Origin of the sequence: Gordonia sp. NPDC127522, from assembly GCF_042672305.1 — a bacterium.
Taxonomy (GTDB): Bacteria; Actinomycetota; Actinomycetes; order Mycobacteriales; family Mycobacteriaceae; genus Gordonia; species Gordonia hongkongensis.
In genome coordinates, this window is record NZ_JBHXVK010000002.1 from 426,340 (window position 1) to 445,848 (window position 19,509).

Annotated in this window: 20 protein-coding genes; 13 read left to right on the plus strand and 7 right to left on the minus strand. The window is 67.7% G+C overall.

Annotation, left to right across the window (positions count from 1 at the left end; all coding sequences use genetic code 11):
- Window positions 1-121 precede the first annotated feature (121 nt).
- The gene (locus tag ACFVHY_RS06215) at window positions 122-2,116 is read left to right on the plus strand and encodes an OPT family oligopeptide transporter (protein WP_065629512.1); all 1,995 of its coding nucleotides are present in this window, start codon (window positions 122-124) and stop codon (window positions 2,114-2,116) included.
- A 16-nt stretch (window positions 2,117-2,132) separates the two neighbouring features.
- Entirely contained in the window at window positions 2,133-2,744 is a 612-nt protein-coding gene (locus tag ACFVHY_RS06220; RefSeq protein WP_390269718.1) for a maleylpyruvate isomerase family mycothiol-dependent enzyme, read from the plus strand.
- A gap of 17 nt (window positions 2,745-2,761) precedes the next feature.
- On the opposite strand, the gene ACFVHY_RS06225 is transcribed toward ACFVHY_RS06220, so the two are convergent.
- Window positions 2,762-3,331 carry a type 1 glutamine amidotransferase domain-containing protein gene (locus tag ACFVHY_RS06225; protein WP_058252794.1) on the minus strand — a complete coding sequence of 190 codons (570 nt, stop codon included), beginning with the start codon at window positions 3,329-3,331 and terminating at the stop codon, window positions 2,762-2,764.
- A 153-nt stretch (window positions 3,332-3,484) separates the two neighbouring features.
- Here ACFVHY_RS06225 and ACFVHY_RS06230 point away from each other — a divergent pair, with 153 nt between their 5' ends.
- The 4 genes from ACFVHY_RS06230 to ACFVHY_RS06245 are packed head-to-tail and all read left to right on the plus strand — an operon-like array spanning window position 3,485 to window position 7,240.
- Window positions 3,485-4,588 carry an alpha/beta hydrolase gene (locus ACFVHY_RS06230; protein WP_390270358.1) on the plus strand — a complete coding sequence of 368 codons (1,104 nt, stop codon included), beginning with the start codon at window positions 3,485-3,487 and terminating at the stop codon, window positions 4,586-4,588.
- 57 nt (window positions 4,589-4,645) lie between these two features.
- Window positions 4,646-5,041: a hypothetical protein gene (locus tag ACFVHY_RS06235; protein WP_390269721.1), complete on the plus strand. Its 396-nt coding sequence runs from the start codon at window positions 4,646-4,648 to the stop codon at window positions 5,039-5,041.
- Window positions 5,022-6,575, plus strand: a complete 1,554-nt coding sequence (locus tag ACFVHY_RS06240; protein WP_390269724.1) for a sensor histidine kinase — start codon at window positions 5,022-5,024, stop codon at window positions 6,573-6,575. The genes ACFVHY_RS06235 and ACFVHY_RS06240 overlap by 20 nt, the downstream gene beginning before the upstream one ends.
- On the plus strand, window positions 6,572-7,240 hold the full coding sequence (locus ACFVHY_RS06245; protein ID WP_065629444.1) for a response regulator transcription factor: 669 nt from the start codon (window positions 6,572-6,574) through the stop codon (window positions 7,238-7,240). The genes ACFVHY_RS06240 and ACFVHY_RS06245 overlap by 4 nt, the downstream gene beginning before the upstream one ends.
- 7 nt (window positions 7,241-7,247) lie before the next feature.
- Here the strand turns inward: ACFVHY_RS06245 and ACFVHY_RS06250 are convergent, their stop codons facing one another.
- Window positions 7,248-8,393 (minus strand): hypothetical protein, encoded by a 1,146-nt coding sequence (locus tag ACFVHY_RS06250; protein WP_390269727.1) that lies wholly within the window; start codon window positions 8,391-8,393, stop codon window positions 7,248-7,250.
- 4 nt (window positions 8,394-8,397) lie between these two features.
- Window positions 8,398-9,531 (minus strand): phosphotransferase family protein, encoded by a 1,134-nt coding sequence (locus ACFVHY_RS06255; RefSeq protein WP_390269730.1) that lies wholly within the window; start codon window positions 9,529-9,531, stop codon window positions 8,398-8,400.
- A 117-nt stretch (window positions 9,532-9,648) separates the two neighbouring features.
- Here ACFVHY_RS06255 and ACFVHY_RS06260 point away from each other — a divergent pair, with 117 nt between their 5' ends.
- Genes ACFVHY_RS06260 through ACFVHY_RS06270 form a run of 3 tightly spaced genes read left to right on the plus strand, consistent with a single transcriptional unit; the run spans window position 9,649 to window position 11,477 of the window.
- Entirely contained in the window at window positions 9,649-10,236 is a 588-nt protein-coding gene (locus tag ACFVHY_RS06260; RefSeq protein ID WP_390269733.1) for a TetR/AcrR family transcriptional regulator, read from the plus strand.
- 28 nt (window positions 10,237-10,264) lie between these two features.
- A complete protein-coding gene (locus tag ACFVHY_RS06265; protein WP_058252786.1) occupies window positions 10,265-10,690 on the plus strand; it encodes a CoA-binding protein in 426 nt (141 codons plus the stop codon).
- Between the two features lie 16 nt (window positions 10,691-10,706).
- Window positions 10,707-11,477, plus strand: coding sequence for a hypothetical protein (locus ACFVHY_RS06270; RefSeq protein ID WP_390269736.1), 771 nt, complete (start codon window positions 10,707-10,709; stop codon window positions 11,475-11,477).
- Window positions 11,478-11,650: 173 nt separating this feature from the next.
- Here the strand turns inward: ACFVHY_RS06270 and ACFVHY_RS06275 are convergent, their stop codons facing one another.
- Window positions 11,651-12,529 (minus strand): LysR family transcriptional regulator, encoded by an 879-nt coding sequence (locus ACFVHY_RS06275; RefSeq protein ID WP_390269739.1) that lies wholly within the window; start codon window positions 12,527-12,529, stop codon window positions 11,651-11,653.
- A 93-nt stretch (window positions 12,530-12,622) separates the two neighbouring features.
- Here ACFVHY_RS06275 and ACFVHY_RS06280 point away from each other — a divergent pair, with 93 nt between their 5' ends.
- The 4 genes from ACFVHY_RS06280 (at window position 12,623) to ACFVHY_RS06295 (ending at window position 16,294) form a co-directional block, all read left to right on the plus strand.
- Complete coding sequence (locus tag ACFVHY_RS06280; RefSeq protein ID WP_390269742.1) at window positions 12,623-12,991, plus strand: YybH family protein; 369 nt, start codon at window positions 12,623-12,625, stop codon at window positions 12,989-12,991.
- 103 nt (window positions 12,992-13,094) lie between these two features.
- Window positions 13,095-14,495 (plus strand): phosphotransferase family protein, encoded by a 1,401-nt coding sequence (locus tag ACFVHY_RS06285; protein WP_390269745.1) that lies wholly within the window; start codon window positions 13,095-13,097, stop codon window positions 14,493-14,495.
- Between the two features lie 37 nt (window positions 14,496-14,532).
- Window positions 14,533-15,804, plus strand: a complete 1,272-nt coding sequence (locus ACFVHY_RS06290) for an acyl-CoA dehydrogenase family protein (protein ID WP_058252783.1) — start codon at window positions 14,533-14,535, stop codon at window positions 15,802-15,804.
- Between the two features lie 13 nt (window positions 15,805-15,817).
- Window positions 15,818-16,294, plus strand: a complete 477-nt coding sequence (locus ACFVHY_RS06295; RefSeq protein WP_065629435.1) for a hypothetical protein — start codon at window positions 15,818-15,820, stop codon at window positions 16,292-16,294.
- A 284-nt stretch (window positions 16,295-16,578) separates the two neighbouring features.
- Here the strand turns inward: ACFVHY_RS06295 and ACFVHY_RS06300 are convergent, their stop codons facing one another.
- The 3 genes from ACFVHY_RS06300 to ACFVHY_RS06310 form a co-directional block, all read right to left on the minus strand.
- Window positions 16,579-17,106, minus strand: a complete 528-nt coding sequence (locus tag ACFVHY_RS06300) for a DUF1697 domain-containing protein (RefSeq protein ID WP_259936614.1) — start codon at window positions 17,104-17,106, stop codon at window positions 16,579-16,581.
- Complete coding sequence (locus ACFVHY_RS06305; protein WP_390269750.1) at window positions 17,103-18,392, minus strand: DUF4185 domain-containing protein; 1,290 nt, start codon at window positions 18,390-18,392, stop codon at window positions 17,103-17,105. Before ACFVHY_RS06305 ends, ACFVHY_RS06300 begins: the two co-directional genes overlap by 4 nt.
- A gap of 348 nt (window positions 18,393-18,740) precedes the next feature.
- Window positions 18,741-19,508 (minus strand): methyltransferase domain-containing protein, encoded by a 768-nt coding sequence (locus ACFVHY_RS06310; protein ID WP_226511846.1) that lies wholly within the window; start codon window positions 19,506-19,508, stop codon window positions 18,741-18,743.
- Window position 19,509: the final 1 nt, after the last annotated feature.

Consider the following 19,509-nt stretch of genomic DNA (forward strand, 5'->3'; position numbering starts at 1 on the left):
GGCTGCGCGGGAAGTCGCAGCGCGAGTGGTCATCCGGGCCTAAGGTGGATCGACGAATGCCCGGATGATCCACCGTCCGACCGACCGCCGGTCGCAGGACCCGACTGTTGGGAGGGACCAGATGGCGACTGCGCCTCCGGCCACGGCGAACCTGCGAGAACTGACGCTCCGAGGTGCCGTCCTCGGTGGCATCATCACGCTGGTCTTCACGGCCGCCAACGTGTACCTCGGCCTCAAGGTGGGCCTCACGTTCGCCACCGCGATCCCGGCCGCCGTCATCTCGATGAGCATTCTGCGGTACTTCGCCAACCACTCGGTGGTCGAGAACAACATCGTCCAGACGATCGCGTCGGCCGCCGGCACGCTGTCGGCGATCATCTTCGTCATACCTGGTCTGGTCATCATCGGATGGTGGACGGGCTTTCCGTACTGGATCACGGTGGCGGTGTGCGCGATCGGCGGAATCCTCGGCGTCATGTACTCGATCCCGCTACGGCGCGCGCTGGTCACCGGCTCCGACCTGCCCTACCCGGAAGGCGTTGCGGCAGCAGAGGTACTGAAGGTCGGCGATTCCGCGGGCGGCGCCGCGGAGAACAAGGCCGGCCTGCGCACGATCGTCATCGGTTCGCTCGCGTCGGCCGGTTTCGCCCTGCTCACCAAACTCCAGGTCCTCAGCGATTCGATCTCGACGACGATCAGGATCGGCACGGGCGGAACGTTGTTCAGTGCCGGGTTGTCGATGTCGCTGATCGGCATCGGCCATCTCGTCGGGATCACCGTGGGCATCGCCATGCTCGTCGGGGTGGTGATCTCCTACGTCGTACTGCTGCCCATCGAGACCCAGGGGCGCACGGCGGGGGAGGATTTCGGCGACGCCGTCAGCTCGATCTTCGCCAACGACGTGCGACTCATCGGGGCCGGGGCGATCGCCATCGCGGCCGTCTGGACGCTGATCAAGGTCATCGGTCCGATCGTGCGGGGAATCCGGGCGGCCATGGTCTCCTCGCGATCGCGTCGGGAGGGGGTCACGGTCGACATCACCGAGCGGGACATGCCGATCAACATCGTCGGCGGCAGCATCCTCGTGCTGCTCATCCCGATCGGAATCCTGTTGTGGGACTTCGTGCGCGACACGGTTCTGGAGGGCAGTGCCACCGGGATCATCGTGGTCAGCATCGTCTTCGTGTTCGTCATCGGACTGGCGGTCGCGTCGGTGTGCGGGTACATGGCGGGCCTGATCGGGTCGTCGAACAGCCCCATCTCCGGCGTGGGCATCCTGGTGGTTCTCATCGCCGCACTGCTCGTGAAGCTGACCTTCGGGCCGGCGGACGACTCGCAGACCGACGCGCTCATCGCCTACACGTTGTTCACGGCCGCGGTCGTCTTCGGCGTCGCGACCATCTCCAATGACAACCTGCAGGACCTCAAGACCGGTCAACTCGTCGGGGCGACACCGTGGAAACAGCAGGTGGCGCTGATCATCGGCGTGCTGTTCGGGTCGGCCGTGATCCCGCCGATCCTGCAGCTGATGTACGAGGCCTTCGGGTTCGTCGGCGCGCCGGGTGCCACCGAGGACGCGCTCGCGGCACCGCAGGCCGGGTTGCTGACGACCCTCGCGCAAGGTGTCCTCGGGGCGGACCTGAACTGGGGACTCGTCGGAATCGGCGCCCTGATCGGCGCGGTGGTGATCGTTATCGACGAACTCCTCGGTCGCGCAGGGCGTTTCCGGCTGCCGCCGCTGGCTGTCGGGATGGGCATGTACCTGCCGATGTCGGTGGTCCTGATCATCCCGATCGGCGCCTTCATCGGTCACTACTACAACCGCTGGGCCGAACGCAGCGGCGGCGCAGTGGAACACAAGAAGAGGATGGGTGTCCTGCTGGCCACCGGCCTGATCGTCGGCGAGGCGCTCTTCGGCGTGGTCTTCGCCGGCATCGTGGCGGCCACGGGCGACGACTCGGCGCTGGCGATCGTCGGCGACGGCTTCGGGACCTGGGCACAGATCCTCGGCGTCATCGTGTTCGCCGCGACCATCGCCCTCCTCTACGACCGTGTCCGCAAGATAGCGACCGCGAGCGGGACGTCGTCGACGACCGCCGGCACTCCGAAGGACTGAGATGGCGGAGGGAACGATGGCAGAGGAAACCCTGACGCGTGCGATCGACGACTTCACGGCCGGTGCCGAGCATCTGACGCGGTTGGTGGACCTGATCGCCGACGATCGCTGGGACGGACCCGGTCTCGGCGAATGGTCGCTGCGATCGCTCGTCGGACACGCGAGCAGATCGCTGACGACGGTCGTCACCTACCTGGCCGAGCCCGCTGGTGATGTCGAATTGACCTCGACCGCGGCCTATTTCGCATCGATCCGCGGTTACGGAGACCCCGCGTCGGTCCGACAGCGAGGAGTGGACGCCGGGCTGTCCCTGGGGAACGACCCGCGCGCCGGGGTCCGGGAGCGGCGCGCACAGGCCGTCGACGCCCTTGCGGGAACGGGGGATCGGCCCCTGACGACGCCGTTCGGCGGCATCATGCTGTCCGATTACCTGCCCACCCGGACCTTCGAACTCGCGGTGCACGGTCTCGACATCTCGCGGGCGATCGGTTCCGATCTCCCGCTGCCGGCCGAGGTGCTGGCGTCAGCGCTGTCGACGGCGGCCGCCACCGCACTGCTCACCGGTCAGGGCGAGCAGGCGTTGCTCACCCTGACCGGCAGGGAATCTGCACCGTTGTCCGTCGTCTGACGTCCCCGACGGGGCGGTCAGCTCGCGACATTCGTGCGCGCGAACTCGGCGACGATCGCGGCGTTGAAGGCGGCGAGGTCGTCGGGCTTGCGGCTGGTGATCAGCACGTTGTCCCCGTCGCGGCATGTCACGACCTCCTCGTCGACCCAGGTGCCGCCGGCGTTGATGACGTCGGTGCGCACACTCGGGAACGACGTGAGGGTGCGGCCGCGGACAACGTCGGCCTCGATCAGGGTCCAGGGCGCGTGGCAGATGGCCGCGACCGGCTTGCCGGCATCGAAGAAGCTGCGCACGAAGCGGACGGCGGGCTCCGAGGTTCGCAGGAAATCCGGGTTCGCGACACCGCCCGGCAGGACCAGCGCGTCGAAGTCCATCACGCGGGCGTCCTCGAGAGGGGTGTCGACGGGGAAGGTGTCGGCCTTGTCGAGGTGGTTGAACGCCTGCACCGTGCCGGAGTCGGTGGACACCAGGACGGGCTTGCCGCCGCACGCCTCGACCGACTTCCACGGTTCGGTGAGTTCGACCTGCTCGGCGCCCTCCTGGGCGACGAGGAAAGCGATGGTGGTGCCGTTCAGTTCTTCGGCCATGGCCGTGTACCTCCTTGTACGCACCGACTACGGCATCGGTGCCTCGTCGGATCCGGTACCCGCGGGTGTCGTGCACCAAACGGTCACACCCCGCCCGGGCATGACCCGGGCGGGGTGTGTTGAATGTCCCCGGACGAAGACTGGGAGGTAGGGGTGGGTGGTTTCGACGGCGTCGCGACGCTGGTCCATCTGGCACGTGGTGGACAGATCGGCGAGTCCCACGAGACGCCGCACACGGTGATCGCCGACGCACCGCACCGCACGCTGCGGCGGTACGGCACCGACGACGAGGTGATCGCAGCCGTCGGCACGGGACGGCGGCCGGTGCTGCTGATCCCGCCGCTCGCGGTGTCCACATCGTGCTACGACCTCGCCGACGGGCTGTCGGTGGTGCAGTTCCTCCTGTCGACCGGCCGGGTTCCGTACGTGCTCGACTTCGGCGACATGACCCGCGCCGACCGGCACCTCGGGTTCGCCGACTTCTTCGACGACATCGTCCCCGGGGCCGTCGCCGCGACCGTCGCAGACTTCTACGGCAGCGCCGATGACCCGGCCGCCGGAACGTCGCGAGATTCCGCAGGAGTCGATCTGCTCGCGTGGAGTATCGGCGGGACGATCAGCCTGTTGACCGCTGCCGCGAACCCGGACCTGCCGGTGGCGTCGGTCGTCGCGGTCGGGACGCCTCTCGATTACTCCAAAGTCCCGCCGTATCCGCTGGTCAAGACGCTGATGAAACCGGTCGGCACCGCGCCGGTGACGATGGCGCTGCGAGCGCTCGGCGGGATCCCCGCGCCGCTGGTCCGCCTCGCCTATCGAGGCACGGCCTGGCAGCGCGAACTCAAGAAGCCGGGCTACATCCTGCGCAACGCCGACGACACCGACGCGCTGACCCGGATGAAGGCCATCGACCGTTTCCAGGAGACGATGCCCGGCTATCCGGGCAAGGTGTCCGAGCAGATGTGGGAGAACTTCATCATGCGCGGCGAACTCGCCGACGGGGTGCTCGACTTCGGCGGTCGAGTCGTCGACCTCGCCGAGGTGGCGGTACCGGTCGCGCTGTTCGGCAGTCACCGCGACGCGATCGTCAGCTGGGCCGCCGCCCACCACGGGGTGGGGCTGCTCTCCGGGGCGCCGCGCGTCGAGTTCACCACGGTGGAGACCAGCCATCTGGGATTGATCGCCGGGTCCGCTGCGGTCGAGCAGACGTGGCCCCGCATCGACGAGTTCCTGACGTCGGTGCACGCAGTTCGTAGATGAAAAAACCTTCATCTTCGACTCATGGACGCCTCACCGGCGTCCGTCAGAGTCGTTGACATGAACTTCTCACGAGTACTCGCCACCATCGCCCTCGGTGCGCTCGCGGTTGCCGTCGTGACCGCCAGCTTCTTCCTCATCCGTTCGCCCGAGCCCAGCCTGGCCTCCGACGCCGTGTCCGTGGACGTGTCCCAGACACCGGAGGCCAAGACTGCTCCCGCGCAGGTGCAGACCCCGGCCGCGGCCCCGGTTCCCCAGGTCCCGGCCGGCGCGCCGGTGCAGCGGGCCGTCCCACCGAACCTGGGTTCGGACGACGACGACTGGTGCGACGTCAACGCGGCCCATCGCGACGACGACTGTGATGACGACTGGGACGACAACGGCCGGGACGACGACGACTGGGACGACCAGAACGACGACTGGGACGATGACATCGATGACGGCCAGGACGACTGACGACGCGACAGCGAGACCAGCCGAGAGTGCGGGTGTGCGTCAGCGCCCCGCGCTCTCGGCGCGTTGGCGTATCACGGCCTGGATCATGCTCACCACGTTCCTGCTGCTGGTGGTGGTGTTCGTGGTGACGCGCAACCTGTTGCTCCGTGACGTCGACACCCGGGTGAACAACTACGTCGCGCAGGAGGCGAGCGAGTTCCGGACGTTCGCGTCCGAGGGGGTCGATCCGACGACGACGGAACCGTTCACCTCGGTGTCGCGACTGCTCGAGGTGTTCCTGTCGCGGCAGTCGGCCGGAGAGGGCGAGGTCATGGCCGGCGTCGTCGGCGACACCGAGATCCTCGAACTGCCGGGCAACGCCTGGCCGGCCCCGGGCGAGGGGCGTCGCGTCCTCGACGAACTGCGGGCGCAGAGCGGGGCGGCCGGGGTCTTGATGACTGCGCATGGTGAGATCCGCTGGGGCAAGGTGGATCTGACGCCCGTCGGCGGCGGCTCGGCCGACCCGGCGTCGGGCGCGTCGCAGCCGGGGACCTTCATCGTCGGCATCTACACCGACCCGGGCCGGGAACTGGTCGACCGCACGATGCGGGTGCTGGCGATCGTCGGCCTGGCCGGGATGATCGTCACCACCGGCGTGGCGTATCTGGTCGCGGGCCGGATCCTGGCGCCGGTCCGCAGTGTGCGGATGGTCGCCGCGGAGATCAGCGAGAACGACCTCACCGCACGGGTCCCGGTCATCGGACGCGACGACGTGGCCGCGCTGGCCCAGACCTTCAACGCGATGCTGGACCGTATCGAGGATGCCTACACGACGCAGCGGCAGTTCGTCGACGACGCCGGACATGAACTGCGGACTCCGATCACGGTCGTGCGCGGCCATCTCGAGTTGTTGCCCGACGATCCGGAGGAGAGGCGCAAGACCCTCGATCTCGTGGACAGCGAGCTGGGGCGGATGGGCCGCATCGTCGGCGATCTGCTCATGCTGGCGAAGTCGGAGCAACCCGACTTCGTGGTGGCCAGGCCGACCGACGCGGCTCAGCTGATGCTCGACATCGAGTCAAAGGTGCAACCGCTCGGTGACCGGCAGTGGTTGCTCATGGAGGTCGCCGAGGGCCCTTGCGTGGTGGATCACGACCGGATCACCCAGGCGATGCTGCAGTACGCCTCCAACGCGGTTCGGCACACCCATGCCGGTTCCGTCATCCAGCTGGGCTCACGCTTCGCCGGCGTCGGAGCGCAGCGACACCTGTCGATCTGGATCACCGACGACGGCCCGGGGGTCGAGCAGGAGGACGCGGCGCGGATCTTCGAGCGGTTCCAGCGCGGGCAGTCGGCGTCGGCGCCTCAGCACGCGTCCGGCGCCGGGCTGGGGCTGGCGATCGTGCGGGCCATCGCCGACGCCCATCACGGGATCGCCTGGGTACGTAGCATTCCCGGTCACGGTGCCACGTTCGGCATCGACGTCCCGGTTCCCGACACGACCCCCTACACCGATGCAGCGCCGTCGGTGCCAGCAGAAGGAGAGCGGCGATGAGCCGGGTTCTGATCGCCGAGGACGACGCGAGGATCGCCTCGTTCATCGGCAACGGACTGCGTGCGGCCGGCTACAGCACCGAGCACGTGTCCGACGGCTTGTCGGCGCTCGAGGCCGTGCGCAGCGGCGGTTTCGACATGGTCGTCCTCGACATCGGTCTCCCGGCGATGGATGGCTTCGATGTCCTGTATTCCATGCGCGGCGAGGGGATCACGACGCCCGTCGTCGTACTCACCGCCCGGGACAGCGTGAGCGACACGGTCAACGGCCTCGAGGGCGGTGCCAACGACTACATGACCAAGCCCTTCCAGTTCGCCGAACTGCTCGCCCGCATCCGGCTACGACTCGTCGACGACTCGGCCGTCGCGTCGGAGAACCTGTTGTCCGCCGGGGATCTTCGGTTGGATCTGAAGTCCAGGCGCGCCCGGGTGGGTGCGGAGACGTTCGACCTCACCGCGCGCGAGTTCGCACTACTGGAGGTGTTCCTGCGTCACCCCGATCAGGTGCTCTCGCGCGAACAGATCCTCGGCCACGTCTGGGGTTACGACTTCGACCCGGCGTCGAACGTGGTCGACGTCTACGTGCGCGCCCTCCGGAACAAGATCGGTTCTCACCGATTGGAGACGGTGCGCGGCATGGGGTATCGGCTACGCGCGTCGAACTAGTCGCTTCTCACTCCGGTGCGACACTGAGCCAGTCGGCGAACCCGGAGGGGTCGTGCCGGCCGAGTGCCCCGTGCTCGAAGAGTCCCCAGCCGGTGCGGGTGGTGCCGTCGGACTCCCGGCATTCGGCGCGTCCGACGTGATCGATCACGCCGAACGGCATGCGACCGACGATCTCGGCACTGGTCATGTCGTAGGTGCGGCGTTCGGTGAAGTCCGTTCCGCGCCAGGCGCCGTGGGTCCAGTCGGGGTCACCGCCGTAACCGCCGCCCACATGAATGGGCACGGGCAGCAGGGACTCCACCTCCAGCGTCACCGAGGATCCCCCCGCCCCGGTCGTGGAAATCGTTGCACCGGTGGGTACCCGGGTGCCAGGGGCGTAATGGACCGAGACGTTCGGCCAGCCCAGTTGCTCGACGCGGCCGTCTTTCCACACGCGCGAGCAGTCGTTGAGTGTGCGGTAACCGTCGGGGTCCTCCTGGAGGATGAGGACGAGCTGGAAGTCGTCGAAGGCCATGGGGACGTACAGCCACCACATGCCCTCGAACGGTGGATCCGCCGGTCGCCCCGCCGGCTCGGGCTCGCCGACCGGCCGGATTCCCCACGAACGGTCACGGGTGCCGATCCAGGTCGACGGGTCGACGACGATGTCCTCGCCATCGACGGTGATCGAACCACGCCAGCTGCCGACCTGCGCGAACCGCTGCGCGTCGAGGGTGACCTTCGCGCCTTGCCTCATCACGTGCGGCTGTTCGAGCAGTGCGTCGAACAGGCCCTCCCAGTGGAGATCCAGGGCGATGCCCTCGGTCTCGTCCAGCGTCAGGTGCAGCGCGCGCAGCGGGTTCTCGATGCTCAGCCGATAGTTGCCGACGCGCTGCTCGAGCCGGTTGTCGTCGATCGCGTCGCTGAGGTGCACCGCGGTCTGGGTGTCGGTGCCGTCCGGGTTCCGCCGCCGGATCAGCACGAACGCGTCCTTCACACCCAGGTTGGGGTAGTAACCGATGCCGGTGATGAGGAAGATGGTGCCGCTGCGGTCGTGGGCGTTGAGGTACGCACGGTCGTAGAAGTTGCGATCGCTGTTGCCCGGCCAGGCGATCGGCTGTGGCAGTTGGTGAATGGGATACTCGTCCATCGGCCCCAGGCCGCGTTGGCTCATGTGGTCAGTCCTCCTCGAGGAGTCGTTCGAGTAGTGGTCGGTGGTAGAACAGGGTGCCGTCGACGTCGTCGGGACGTTCGAGTTCGCCGAAGTGCACGCGGCGGGCGCCGGTCCGCATGAAGACACAGCACCACTGGACCGCGGCATGGACGTAGAACCAGCGCAGGTCGCCCAACTCGTCTCCGGTGAGCTCGCGGTAGGTGTCGCGGACGTCGTTCTCGCGGAGCAGGTCCGGCAATCCGGGAAGGCCGGCCATCGTCGCGAGCTCATGGAAGACCCGGTGTGCGAAGATCACCCAGGCGATGTCCAGTTCGCGGGGGCCGGTGCGCGCCATCTCCCAGTCGAGTACTGCCGTCGGGGTGAAGTCGACGAACATCATGTTCCCGATGCGCGAATCTCCCCAGGACAGCACCGGTTCGGCGTTCGCGGCATCGTCGGGGAAGTTGTCGGCGAGCCAGGCGAGCGCCCGCTCGACGAGAGGCGAGCGCCCGATCCCCTCGACCGAGAAGTCGTACCAGTCCCGCAACCAGGCGAGCAGACGAGCGAGGGGAGTGTCACCGGCGGGTAGGTCGTCGGAGAGGAAGTCGAACTGCCGGGCCGCGTCGGGGATCGAGTGCAGGGCGGCGATCACGCCGACCGCGGACTCCTGGGCCCGCCGGCGATCGTACTCGGCGGCGTCCCCGAACCAGTTGTCGCCGAACGTGTACGGCATGACATCGGGTGGGACTTCGCCCTCGCACCGGTCCATGAGGAAGAACGGGGCTCCCAGCAGCGAGCCGGTCGGCTCGAGGTGGTGCACGGCCGGGACCGGGACGTCGCTGAGCCGGGCGATCAAGCGCATCGTCTCGTACTGGTGATCCATTCGGTAGGAACGGAACACGGGGACGTCGGTGGTCGACGGCGCCATCCGCATCACCCAGTGCCGGGTGGGCTCGCCGGGCCACGAGACGGAGACGGGAATGGTCTCCGACGACATGCCGTTGCTGTCGCCGCCCGCCGCGACCGTGACGGCGGGGGTGTCGTCGGGAGTGTCGTCCTGCTCGGTGAGCCAGCGCGCGAGCGTGTCCGGGACAGAGGTGTTGTCCCGGCTCGAACGTTGCAGATGGTCGACCTGCTCGACGGCGGGCTCGGTGGCCATGGCACCCCCTGTGTTCGGCAGCGAGAGATTCGCTACGGTGAGTAGCGTTATGACAGCAGAACGGTCGGGCGGCCCGCAGCGACTTGGCGAAAATCTTCGACGGGAAGTCGGCGAGTGATGAGTGCTGGGACGGGGGAGTCGGTCTCGGGCCGACCGCGCGACCTGCGGATCGACTCCGCGGTGCTCGACGCCGCCGCCGAACTGCTCGTCGATGTCGGATACCGCAAGCTCACCATGGCCGCGATCGCGGAACGCGCGGGCACCACGAAGACCGCGCTCTACCGTCGCTGGACGGGTAAGGCAGAGCTGGTGCATGACGTCGCGTTCTCCCGGATGATGCGGCTGCCACCGTCCAGCGGTGAGGTCGCCGCCGACATCCGCATCATGGTCGCGGCGGCGCGTGACCTGTTCGCCAGTCCCGTGACCCGCGCGGCGTTGCCCGGTCTCATCTCGGACATGGCTGCCGAACCCGAGCTGGCGGCGCGTGTGCACGCCGGGTTCGCGGAGGTGTTCGGCGCGTTCCGCGACCGGTTGGTGATCGCGGTCGATCGCGGCGAGGTGCATCCCGATGTCGATCCGGATCGGCTCATCGAGGTCGTCGGCGGGGCGGCGATGCTGCATGCGCTGTTGCTCGACAATCGCGACTTCGAGGCCGCGTGGGCCGATCAGCTGAGCGCGATCGTCGTGCACGGAGTACTCCGATGACTCGCCCGCATCCACCTACACTCGTGGGATGACCGCCCCCAGCAACACCGACGATGTCGTCGAGCAGATCCTGTCCACCTACGACGCGATCACCGTGGTCGGTGCCAGCGCCAATCCGTCGAAGGCCGCCAACGAGGTGCCGGCGTACATGAAGAACCGTGGCTGGCGGATCATCCCGGTGAACCCCGCGGCCGACGAGATCGTCGGGGAGAAGGTGTACCGCACCCTGGCCGACATCCCGGAACAGGTCGGCCTCGTCGACGTGTTCCGCCCGGGGCCCGAGTGCGCCGACGTCGCCCGGGCGGCCGTCGCCGCCGGCGCGACCGCACTCTGGCTGCAGCTCGGGATCATCTCGGCGGAGGCGCGGGCGATCGCCGAGGATGCGGGTCTGCTGTACGTCGAGGACCGCTGCCTGATCATCGAGCAGCGCCGCACCGGCATCGTCCCCGGCTGACGCCGACGGTGGCCCGGTGAACTTCCTCGACGAGCTCACGCACCAGCGACTGCCGCTGTTCCTGCTGTTCGCGTCGTTCGTCATCACGTTCATCGTCACGCGGGTGATCACCCGACTCATCCGGGCGGGCAAGGGCCCCTTCCGCAACAACGTCTCGGACGGCGTGCACGTGCACCACATGGTGCCCGGTCTGATCCTGACGATCGTCGGCGCTTTCCTCTCGGTGGGTGTCAACGGGGTGTCGCCCGGTGCGGAGATCAGTGCGGTGCTGATCGGTGTCGGCGCCTCGCTCGTGCTCGACGAGTTCGCACTGATCCTGCGTCTGCAGGACGTGTATTGGTCACCGGAGGGCCAGCTCTCGGTTCAGGTGGTGGCGCTGACGGTAGCCGCGCTGGGCATGGCGGTGCTCGGGTTCAACCCGCTCGACGACGCGGACGTGGAAATCGGTCCCGTCGCGCTGGTGGCCACGGTGCCGATCAACGTCGCGTGCGCGATCCTGTGCGTGCTCAAGGGCAAGTTCTCCACCGCCATCGTCGGCGTCTTCATCCCGGTGTTCGCCTGGGCCGGTGCCATCCGGCTGGCCCGACCGCACTCGGCGTGGGCGAGCCGGCGGTACGCACCGGCGAAGGCGGAGAAAGCGCGGGCCCGCGCGAAGAGCTTCGACGACCGTTGGGGCCGTTGGGGTCTGAGCATCGGCGACCTCATCGCCGGCAAGCCCACCGACCCCACGAGCGTGGTGGTCAAGGGGGTGCTCGACACGAAGGACCGCGAGACTTCGGGTCCCTGATCCGAAACAAGCGACCCCCCATCGCTCCCTGAGCTGAGGAGCGCCCGGAGCTTACGGAGGGCGCGTCACGAAGGGTCTGCCACGCATCTCACCAGGACCCTTCGTGACGCTCGCAAGCTCGCTCCTCAGGGAGCGGGGGGACATGCTGAGCCACCGCTCCCCGAGCAACGAGGTCAATCATTCTTTCCGAAGGCGTCTCGGGCGATGTCGACGAAACGTGTTGCGGCGCTGGACGGACCTGACCTCCAGAGCAGACCGAGGTGCGCGGTGGCGTCGACGCCGCGAATGGGTATGGCGTATACACGGTCGTCGGCCGCGGTGATCGACTCGCTGAGGATGCCGACTCCCATTCCGCTGCAGACCAACTCGACGATGGCGTCCGGCGACGAGGCCTCGATCGCGGGCCGGATCGGTCCCCCCTGCACTGACACCGCAGCGTCGAACACGCTTCGGATACCCGCGCCGCGGGGCAGGCAGATGAGCGATCGGTCGCGCAGCGAGGCGAGATCGACGGTGCGGCCCCGGGGCCGGCTCCTCGTCGGAAACACTGCGACGACCCGCTCGGCGATGATCGTCAGCGACTCGACCCCGGGCGGGAGATCGTCTCCGTAACCGGCCAGGGCGATGTCGAGGTGTCCGCGGTCGACCGAGGTGATGAGGTCCGCGGAGGGCGACTCGCGAAGGCTCATCTCGATCTGTGGGTGAGCCGACCGGAAGGTACCCAGAGCGGCGAACAAGGGTGCGATCGTGCAACCCTCCACCATTCCGATCGACAGACTCCCACGCAGCAGCCCGCCGACCTCGGCGACCGCGCCGGCAACCCGCCCGGCGGCGTCCAGGGTGTCGCGCGCGGCCGGGAGCGCTGCACGTCCCGCCTCGGTCAATCGGACCGCACGCCCGGTGCGATCGAACAGCACGGAGCCGAGTTCTCGCTCGAGGGTGCGGATCTGGGCGCTGATGTTCGGCTGGGTCGTGTGGACATGCGCCGCTGCCGCGGTGAAGCTGCCCTGTTCGGCGACGGCCGCGAAGTACTCGAGTTGGCGAAGTTCCATAACTCAGAATGATACCGACGATATGCAGCATCACTTGGACTTATTTGTTTCCCGGCAGCAGCATGGACCCAGACGACATCGAGAGGAGCGACAATGACCACTTACGAGACCGCGCGAACGCCCGAGAACCTGACGAGACTCTTCGTCGAGTTCTCCAACGCCGGGGACGCCGAGGCCGTGGCCTCGCTGTACGACGAGAACGCGGTGATGGCGTATCCGCCCGGTGAGGTCACGCGCGGACGGGCCGCGATCCGGGATCTCTGGGCATCGGTCTTGGCGCACCGGCCGACCTTCGCGCCGGAACCGCCGTTGCCGACCCTGGTATTCGGGGACGATCTTGCACTCACGTCGACTCCACCCCGTGATGGTGCAGGTGCCCGCGCGCAGGTGGTGGCGCGGCAGGCCGACGGATCGTGGGTGCGGATCATCGACCAACCGGAGTTCCAGGCACCGAAGTACTGAGACTCCGGGCCCGGATTTCTGAGGCCGGATTCAGATCCCGTGCTAGCTTCGCTGTGGTGGCGGTTACATCCGCCGGGCGACGGTGCGAAGGGACGGATCGGGCGTGGGAGTACCGGAAGCGGACGGTGTCGCCGCGAAGATCGCGTCCCGGCTCGGCGACAAGCGTGGTGGCACGCTCTTGGTCGAGGGCGCGAGACTCCTGCCGACGGGCGCGAGCAGGGCGACGTACGCGGCCACCCTCGTCGACGGAACCGGGCAGGTCGAGCCGATCATCATCCGCGCGGTTCCCGCTGCAACCGACGACGGCGGACTGCGGGCCGAGGCACAGGTCCTGCGTGCCGCCGCCGACGCCGGGGTGCCGGTGCCGGAGATCCTCGACGCCGGATTCGACGAGGACGACAACGCGCTGGGATTCCCCTATCTGGCAATGAATTTCATCGACGGAGAATCCATCCCGCGGCGCATTCTGCGAGACGATGCCTACGAGGGTGCGCGCGCCGGATTCGTCGATCAGTGCGGCGAGATCCTCGCACGTATCCACCGGATAGACGTCGCACAGACGCCCGGTCTCGGTGATCTCGGCGATCCGATCGACGGTTTGCGGGACCTGTTCCCACGCGAGTTCGATGCGATGCCGGCCGGCCTGGTGCTGGCCACCCAGTGGCTCACGGACAACCGACCCGAACCGTCACCACGGCACACGCTCGTGCATGGCGACTTCCGGCTGGGCAATCTGCTCGTCGACGCCGAAGGAGTTGCGGCGGTTCTGGATTGGGAACTGGTGCACCTCGGCGATCCCGTCGAGGACCTAGGTTGGCTATGTGCGAAGGCGTGGCGTTTCGGAGGGTCGACGCCCGTGGCCGGGATGGGTGACCGGACCTCGCTCCTCGACGCCTATGCGCGCGAGGCGGGTTGGCGTCCCACCGAACAAGCCCTGCGCTGGTGGGAGCTCTACGCCACCGTCAAGTGGGGACTGATCTGCGCGGTGCAGGCCGCCCGGCACCTCGATGGCGTCGAACGATCCGTCGAACTGGCCGCGATCGGACGCCGAAGTGCCGAGCAGGAGTTCGACGCACTGCTCGACCTGGGTCTCGTGTCGCCGGGACCGGTACCCGATCCGCTGGCCGAGGCGCCGGGCGAGGAACCGGACAACGATCTCTACGGTTCACCGACTGCAGTCGAACTACTCGAGGCGCTCACCGAATTCCTGCGGTCCGACGCGGTACAGGCAGACCTGTCGCCGCAGGTGCGTTTCCATACGAGAGTGGCCGGCAACGTCGTCGACGTCGTGCGTCGACAGATGCTCACCGGTGCACGGGACGCCGAAGCGAGCGCGCAACGTCTGAGTGCGCTCGGGGTCACTGATCAGCACGCGCTGTGCGAGGCCCTGCGTTCCGGCGAACTCGACGGCACCGACCCGAAGGTCCTTGACGCCGTTGTCGCCGACGTACGGGCGCGACTCCTGGTCGCCAACCCCAAGTACTTCGCGGTCCCTCACCCGTGACCGCCGGACATCCGATCCCAACCGAGAGGGGTTCATCGTGGACTTCGCACTGCCCGAGTCGCTGACCGACTATCTTGCCGAACTCGATGCCTTCATCGAGGCGGAGATCATTCCCCTCGAGCAGACCGACGACAACATCCGCTTCTTCGACCATCGGCGCGAGGACTCCCGAACAGACTGGGAGCGTGGTGGTTTGCCGAACAAGGAGTGGGAAGCTCTTCTGGGAGAGGCGAGACGACGCGCGGATGCGGCCGGCCACTTCCGCTACCCCTTCCCGTCCGAGTTCGGTGGTCGGGACGGATCGAACCTGGCGATGGCGATCATCCGCGAGCACCTGGCGTCGAAAGGTCTGGGGCTGCACTGCGATCTGCAGAACGAGCACGCCATCGTCGGCAACAACATCGGGCTGCTCCTCATGCTCGAGTACGGCACCCCCGAGCAGCGGGAGGAATGGGTGGAGGGCCTGGCCGCGGGTACGAAGTTCTTCGCCTTCGGCATCACCGAACCCGACCACGGCTCCGACGCCACGTGGATGGAGACGACCGCCGTCCGCGACGGCGACGACTGGATCATCAACGGCGAGAAGACGTGGAACACCGGTATCCACGCCGCCCATCGCGACATCATCTTCGCGCGCACCAGCGGCGAACCGGGCGAGGCCCGCGGCATCACGGCGTTCCTCGTCGACCCGCAGGATCCGGGTTTCGCCGTGGAGGAATATCTCTGGACGTTCAACATGCCCACCGACCACGCGCACATCACGCTGCGGGACGTCCGGGTGCCGAACTCCGCGGTGTTCGGGGCGGAGGGAGCCGGCCTGCAGGTCGTGCAGCACTTCTTCAACGAGAACCGCATCCGGCAGGCGGCCTCCAGTCTCGGTGCCGCCCAGTACTGCGTCGACCGTGCGGTGGCCTACGCCAACGAGCGCGCGCCGTTCGGCAAGAAGCTCTCGACGAACCAGGCGATCCAGTTCCCGCTCGTCGACCTGCACACCCGGTGCGCGATGATCCGGGCGCTGATCCGCGAAACCGCCTGGAAGATGGACACCTACGGGCCGTTCGCCGCGTCGGCCGAGGTCTCCATGTGCAACTACCAGGCGAACCGGCTGTGCTGCGATGCCGCCGACCAGGCGATGCAGGTGTTCGGCGGACGCGGATACTCGCGGCACGAGCCGTTCGAGCACATCTACCGGCACCATCGGCGCTACCGGATCACCGAAGGTGCCGACGAGATCCAGATGCGACGCGTCGCCGGATACCTGTTCGGTTTCATGTCGGGAAAGGCGCCCAAGGGAGTGCAGTCGTCCTGAGTAGGCTGACCACATGATCGCGGTCATCATCATCGTGGCCACTGTGGTGGTTGCCCTGTTCATCCTCGGCGGCGCCGCCTGGTTCGCGTACGACTCGGACAAACGGGTGCGCACCTTCGCCCGATCCACCGACCTGATTCCCGGCCGACCGGGTCGGGCGCCGGAGAGCTGGGCCACCGACAACACCCGGGAAGCACTGCTGCATCGGCGCATTCGATACGCGATCGCCGACGTGCATGCCAACCCGGCGATCCCGCACGACGACGAACTCGTCGCGGCACGCAACCGCCTCGACGACGCGGTCTTCGAACTCGACGACCGGCTCATCGCATCGGTGGACCTCGGTGGCGAGGAGGCGACCGAAACCCTCGACCGAGCCGAAGCCGGGATCAAGGACCTCGAGAAGCTGCCGAAGAAGCTATGGGAGGCCCCCCGCGAGGAACAGCTCGCCGACCTCGACCGCGTCGCCCGAGTGCTGTCGCGCGGCTGACGGTCAGATCACCGTCGGCCGTGGCGGCGGGTCCGGCTGCGGGGGAGCCGGCTGTGGGTCGGGAGCCGGCGGCGGGGTCGGAACGGGAATCGGCGGCTCCGGCGGCGGCTCCGGGATGGGCTCGGGCGCAGGCACGGGCTCGGGCGGAGGTGGGGGCGGCGGGACCGGTTGACTCATGTGCGGACTCCTCTCGACGCGAATGTCTCGTTCGCGGTTCGCTTGGTTCGTCCTGATGACTTCTCCGACGCTACGCCCGTGCCGGGAGCCCGGCCACCGGGCGACACTCAGGGGCCGGCGAGTTCCAGCAGTGTGCGCACGGTCCGCAGGTTACGGCCGGTGCCCTGTACACCCAGGCCGCGCGCGATGACCGGTGCGGTCAGGGTCGATCGTCCGGCCCCGTCGGCGTAGCGGATGTGCAGGTCGGACCCGAGGACGCGGACCACATCGTCGCCGAAGTCCTTGCGTTCGAACGCGGCCACCTTGTCGCGCGCCGGTTCGCCGGTCAGGAAGTAGACGTAGGAGTATTTGTCGTCGACGACGTCGAACGGATGCGCCTCGAGCGCGGCCCGGACCTGTTCGGGCGAGCGGCTGATGACCTCCCGGAACCAGCCGTAGCGATCCTGCAGCGCGGTTTCGAGCGCGCGGTCGAACCGCTCGGGGTCGGCGGGCGGCGAACAGATCAGGTTCCCCGACGCGATGTAGGTCGAGATTTCCGTTGCCCCGAGATCGGCTGCCAGATCACGTAATTCGGCCATGGGGAGTTTCGCGCCGCCGACGTTCACCGCGCGGATCAGCACGATTCGCCGGCTCACGAACGTACCTTCGACAGGTCGGTCCGAATCAGCATCACGTTGTAGTCGTCCCACCGGGAGACGACGAAGTAGAGGTCCCTACCCGACGATCGAGGGTGGATGTAGGGCGTGTACAGACCGCTGGACTGCTTGTGCGAGACGAGCACCCGCTCGCCGCTCCACGGACCCACGGGTGACGGCGACGTGCGCATCACGATCGTCCCCGATCGCTCGGTCAGCATGATGAACCGGCCGAGGAATGCGTTGTACGCCACGGACATCTCGCTGACCGGGCCGGCGACGATCGGCGTGGCCTCGGCCGGATTCGACGACCAGCCCGTGCCGCCGCGAAAGTACTGGTATCGATCGAGGTTCAGGATGTCGGCGGGGCGGAAACGGGCCACGTGAGCAGAGCCGAAACGCCCGTTCGGAGTGCCGTACTGATAGATGTACTCGCCACTTCGCAGAAAGGCGCCCATCTGGAACCGGTTGTGGCCACGCGTCACCTGGGGGACGCCCGGGATCGTCAGGTCGGCATTCCAGCGAAGGGTGTTGTTGTCGACGGTCCAGGTCTGACCGTTGTTGTGCGACACGGCGATTCCCGAATAGTTGGTGTTCCAGCGGCCTGGGCCAAGCCACCGGTGGATCGACATGAAACTGACGAACTGCGTGCCGTTGATCGAGATCCCGCCGGTGGGAATCCGCCCGACCTCGATGTTGCGCACCCCGACCGCGTTGAACATGGGTTGCGCCCACGTCGGGTGGGCCGGTGTCACCGACGCGCCCGACCGGACCGATCCGGGTACGGCGTTCGGAAATCGGATTCCCCTGACGAGGTCGGAAGTCGCGTCGCTGCGCAGCATCGTGTTGTGCTTCCAGGTCATCTGTCCCGCGCATCTGCCCCAGGTGTCGCCGAAGGCCATCAGGATCTGACCGGAGCCGTTGTCCCACGGCACGCCGACGTCGGTCGCGGTGATGCCGAAACGGGTGTCGGTGCGGGCGGGACTGCGGGGACCGGTCACCCAGGAGATGGCCTTGCTGGCGCCGGTGAGCTTCGGGAGCGGGCCCTGCGGCTTCTTCCCACCCGCCCGATAGCTGCCGAAGTCGAGACTGCCCCACCCGAGCTCGCTGGACCCCGAACTGCCGGTGCTGCCGACATCGCCCCCGGTGATGCCGGTGGCGTTGCAGACCGCGGCTTCGGCGGGTGCGGACACAGCGGCGAGCAGGCCGCCCGTGAGGGCGGCGATCGCGACGGCTGCGAGCACGCGGCGGACCGGGCGCAGACGAATCCGGCTGCGTCGACGCATGGATGTACCCCCTGGGAGATGACAGGTGGTGTCAGTGTTGCAGAAGTGTCAGCTGGGAGAAGCGTCGATGCCAAACCGAGGCCGGTGCGTGACCCGGGAGGAGCGAGCTTGCGAGCCTTCCTCCTGCTCCCTGAGGAGCGAGCTTGCGAGCCTTAATCCTGCTCCCTGAGGAGCGAGCTTGCGAGCCTTCCTCCTGCTCCCTGAGGAGCGAGCTTGCGAGCGTCACGAAGGGTCTTGCAACCTCCGTCGCCGGACCCTTCGTGACGCACCCTCCGCAAGCTCCGGGCGCTCCTCAGGGAGCGGTGGGGGAGTTGTTTCTCTGGGATCTGGATCGTGGCGCCCAGCGGATCAGCGGCGGGTGGCCACCGCGAACGTGCGGCGGAAGGGCAGGACCGTGCCCCATTCGCGTCGGGGATAGGCCTCGGCGAGGCGTTGCTTGAGATCGGCGACGAACTGCACCCGGAGTTCGTCGGACAGCGCTTGCATGTACGGGCGGGCGCCGGTGCCGGACATCCAGTCGAACACGGGGTCCTGTCCGTCGAGCACGTGGAAGTAGGTCGTCTCCCAGGCGTCGGCGTGGTAACCGCGGCCGGCGAAGAACTCGAGGTACATCTCGGCGTCGAGTCGGGGCAGTGCCCGCAGGTCGCCGAAAGCTCCCAGATACGGCTCGGTCGCGGCGAGATCGGCGAGGACAGAGTGGGTGGGGGAGTCCGTGTTGTTGGGCACCTGCAGCGCGAACGCGCCTCCGTCGGTGAGGTGGCCGAGCAGTCGGTCGATGACGTCGAGGTGGTCGGGTACCCACTGAAACATCGCGTTGGAGATCATCAGGTCGACCGGCCGGTGAGGCGTCCACTGCGAGACGTCGGCGGCGTCGTAGTTGGCATGCGGATCGGTGTTGTCGCGGATCGCGCGATCGACCATCTCCGCCGAATCGTCGATGCCCAGGATCTCCGCCGACGGCCAGCGTGCCCGAAGGTGCTTGGTGAGATGACCCGGTCCGCAACCCAGGTCGATCACCGACAGCGGGTTGGTCGGGATCTGTGCGATGAGGTCGAGAAACGGACGCGCACGGACGTCGGCGAACTGCAGATAGCGTGTCGGGTCCCACACAACCATG

What these genes read in the sequence shown, in the direction of transcription:
- ACFVHY_RS06275 (WP_390269739.1), bottom strand. Translation starts at nt 12,529, where the DNA reads ATGGAACTTCGCCAACTCGAGTACTTCGCGGCCGTCGCCGAACAGGGC.
- ACFVHY_RS06220 (WP_390269718.1), top strand. Translation starts at nt 2,133, where the DNA reads ATGGCAGAGGAAACCCTGACGCGTGCGATCGACGACTTCACGGCCGGT.
- ACFVHY_RS06305 (WP_390269750.1), bottom strand. Translation starts at nt 18,392, where the DNA reads ATGCGTCGACGCAGCCGGATTCGTCTGCGCCCGGTCCGCCGCGTGCTC.
- ACFVHY_RS06245 (WP_065629444.1), top strand. Translation starts at nt 6,572, where the DNA reads ATGAGCCGGGTTCTGATCGCCGAGGACGACGCGAGGATCGCCTCGTTC.
- ACFVHY_RS06240 (WP_390269724.1), top strand. Translation starts at nt 5,022, where the DNA reads ATGACGGCCAGGACGACTGACGACGCGACAGCGAGACCAGCCGAGAGT.
- ACFVHY_RS06265 (WP_058252786.1), top strand. Translation starts at nt 10,265, where the DNA reads ATGACCGCCCCCAGCAACACCGACGATGTCGTCGAGCAGATCCTGTCC.
- ACFVHY_RS06280 (WP_390269742.1), top strand. Translation starts at nt 12,623, where the DNA reads ATGACCACTTACGAGACCGCGCGAACGCCCGAGAACCTGACGAGACTC.
- ACFVHY_RS06215 (WP_065629512.1), top strand. Translation starts at nt 122, where the DNA reads ATGGCGACTGCGCCTCCGGCCACGGCGAACCTGCGAGAACTGACGCTC.
- ACFVHY_RS06260 (WP_390269733.1), top strand. Translation starts at nt 9,649, where the DNA reads ATGAGTGCTGGGACGGGGGAGTCGGTCTCGGGCCGACCGCGCGACCTG.
- ACFVHY_RS06235 (WP_390269721.1), top strand. Translation starts at nt 4,646, where the DNA reads ATGAACTTCTCACGAGTACTCGCCACCATCGCCCTCGGTGCGCTCGCG.
- ACFVHY_RS06225 (WP_058252794.1), bottom strand. Translation starts at nt 3,331, where the DNA reads ATGGCCGAAGAACTGAACGGCACCACCATCGCTTTCCTCGTCGCCCAG.
- ACFVHY_RS06250 (WP_390269727.1), bottom strand. Translation starts at nt 8,393, where the DNA reads ATGAGCCAACGCGGCCTGGGGCCGATGGACGAGTATCCCATTCACCAA.
- ACFVHY_RS06255 (WP_390269730.1), bottom strand. Translation starts at nt 9,531, where the DNA reads ATGGCCACCGAGCCCGCCGTCGAGCAGGTCGACCATCTGCAACGTTCG.
- ACFVHY_RS06295 (WP_065629435.1), top strand. Translation starts at nt 15,818, where the DNA reads ATGATCGCGGTCATCATCATCGTGGCCACTGTGGTGGTTGCCCTGTTC.
- ACFVHY_RS06310 (WP_226511846.1), bottom strand. Translation starts at nt 19,508, where the DNA reads ATGGTTGTGTGGGACCCGACACGCTATCTGCAGTTCGCCGACGTCCGT.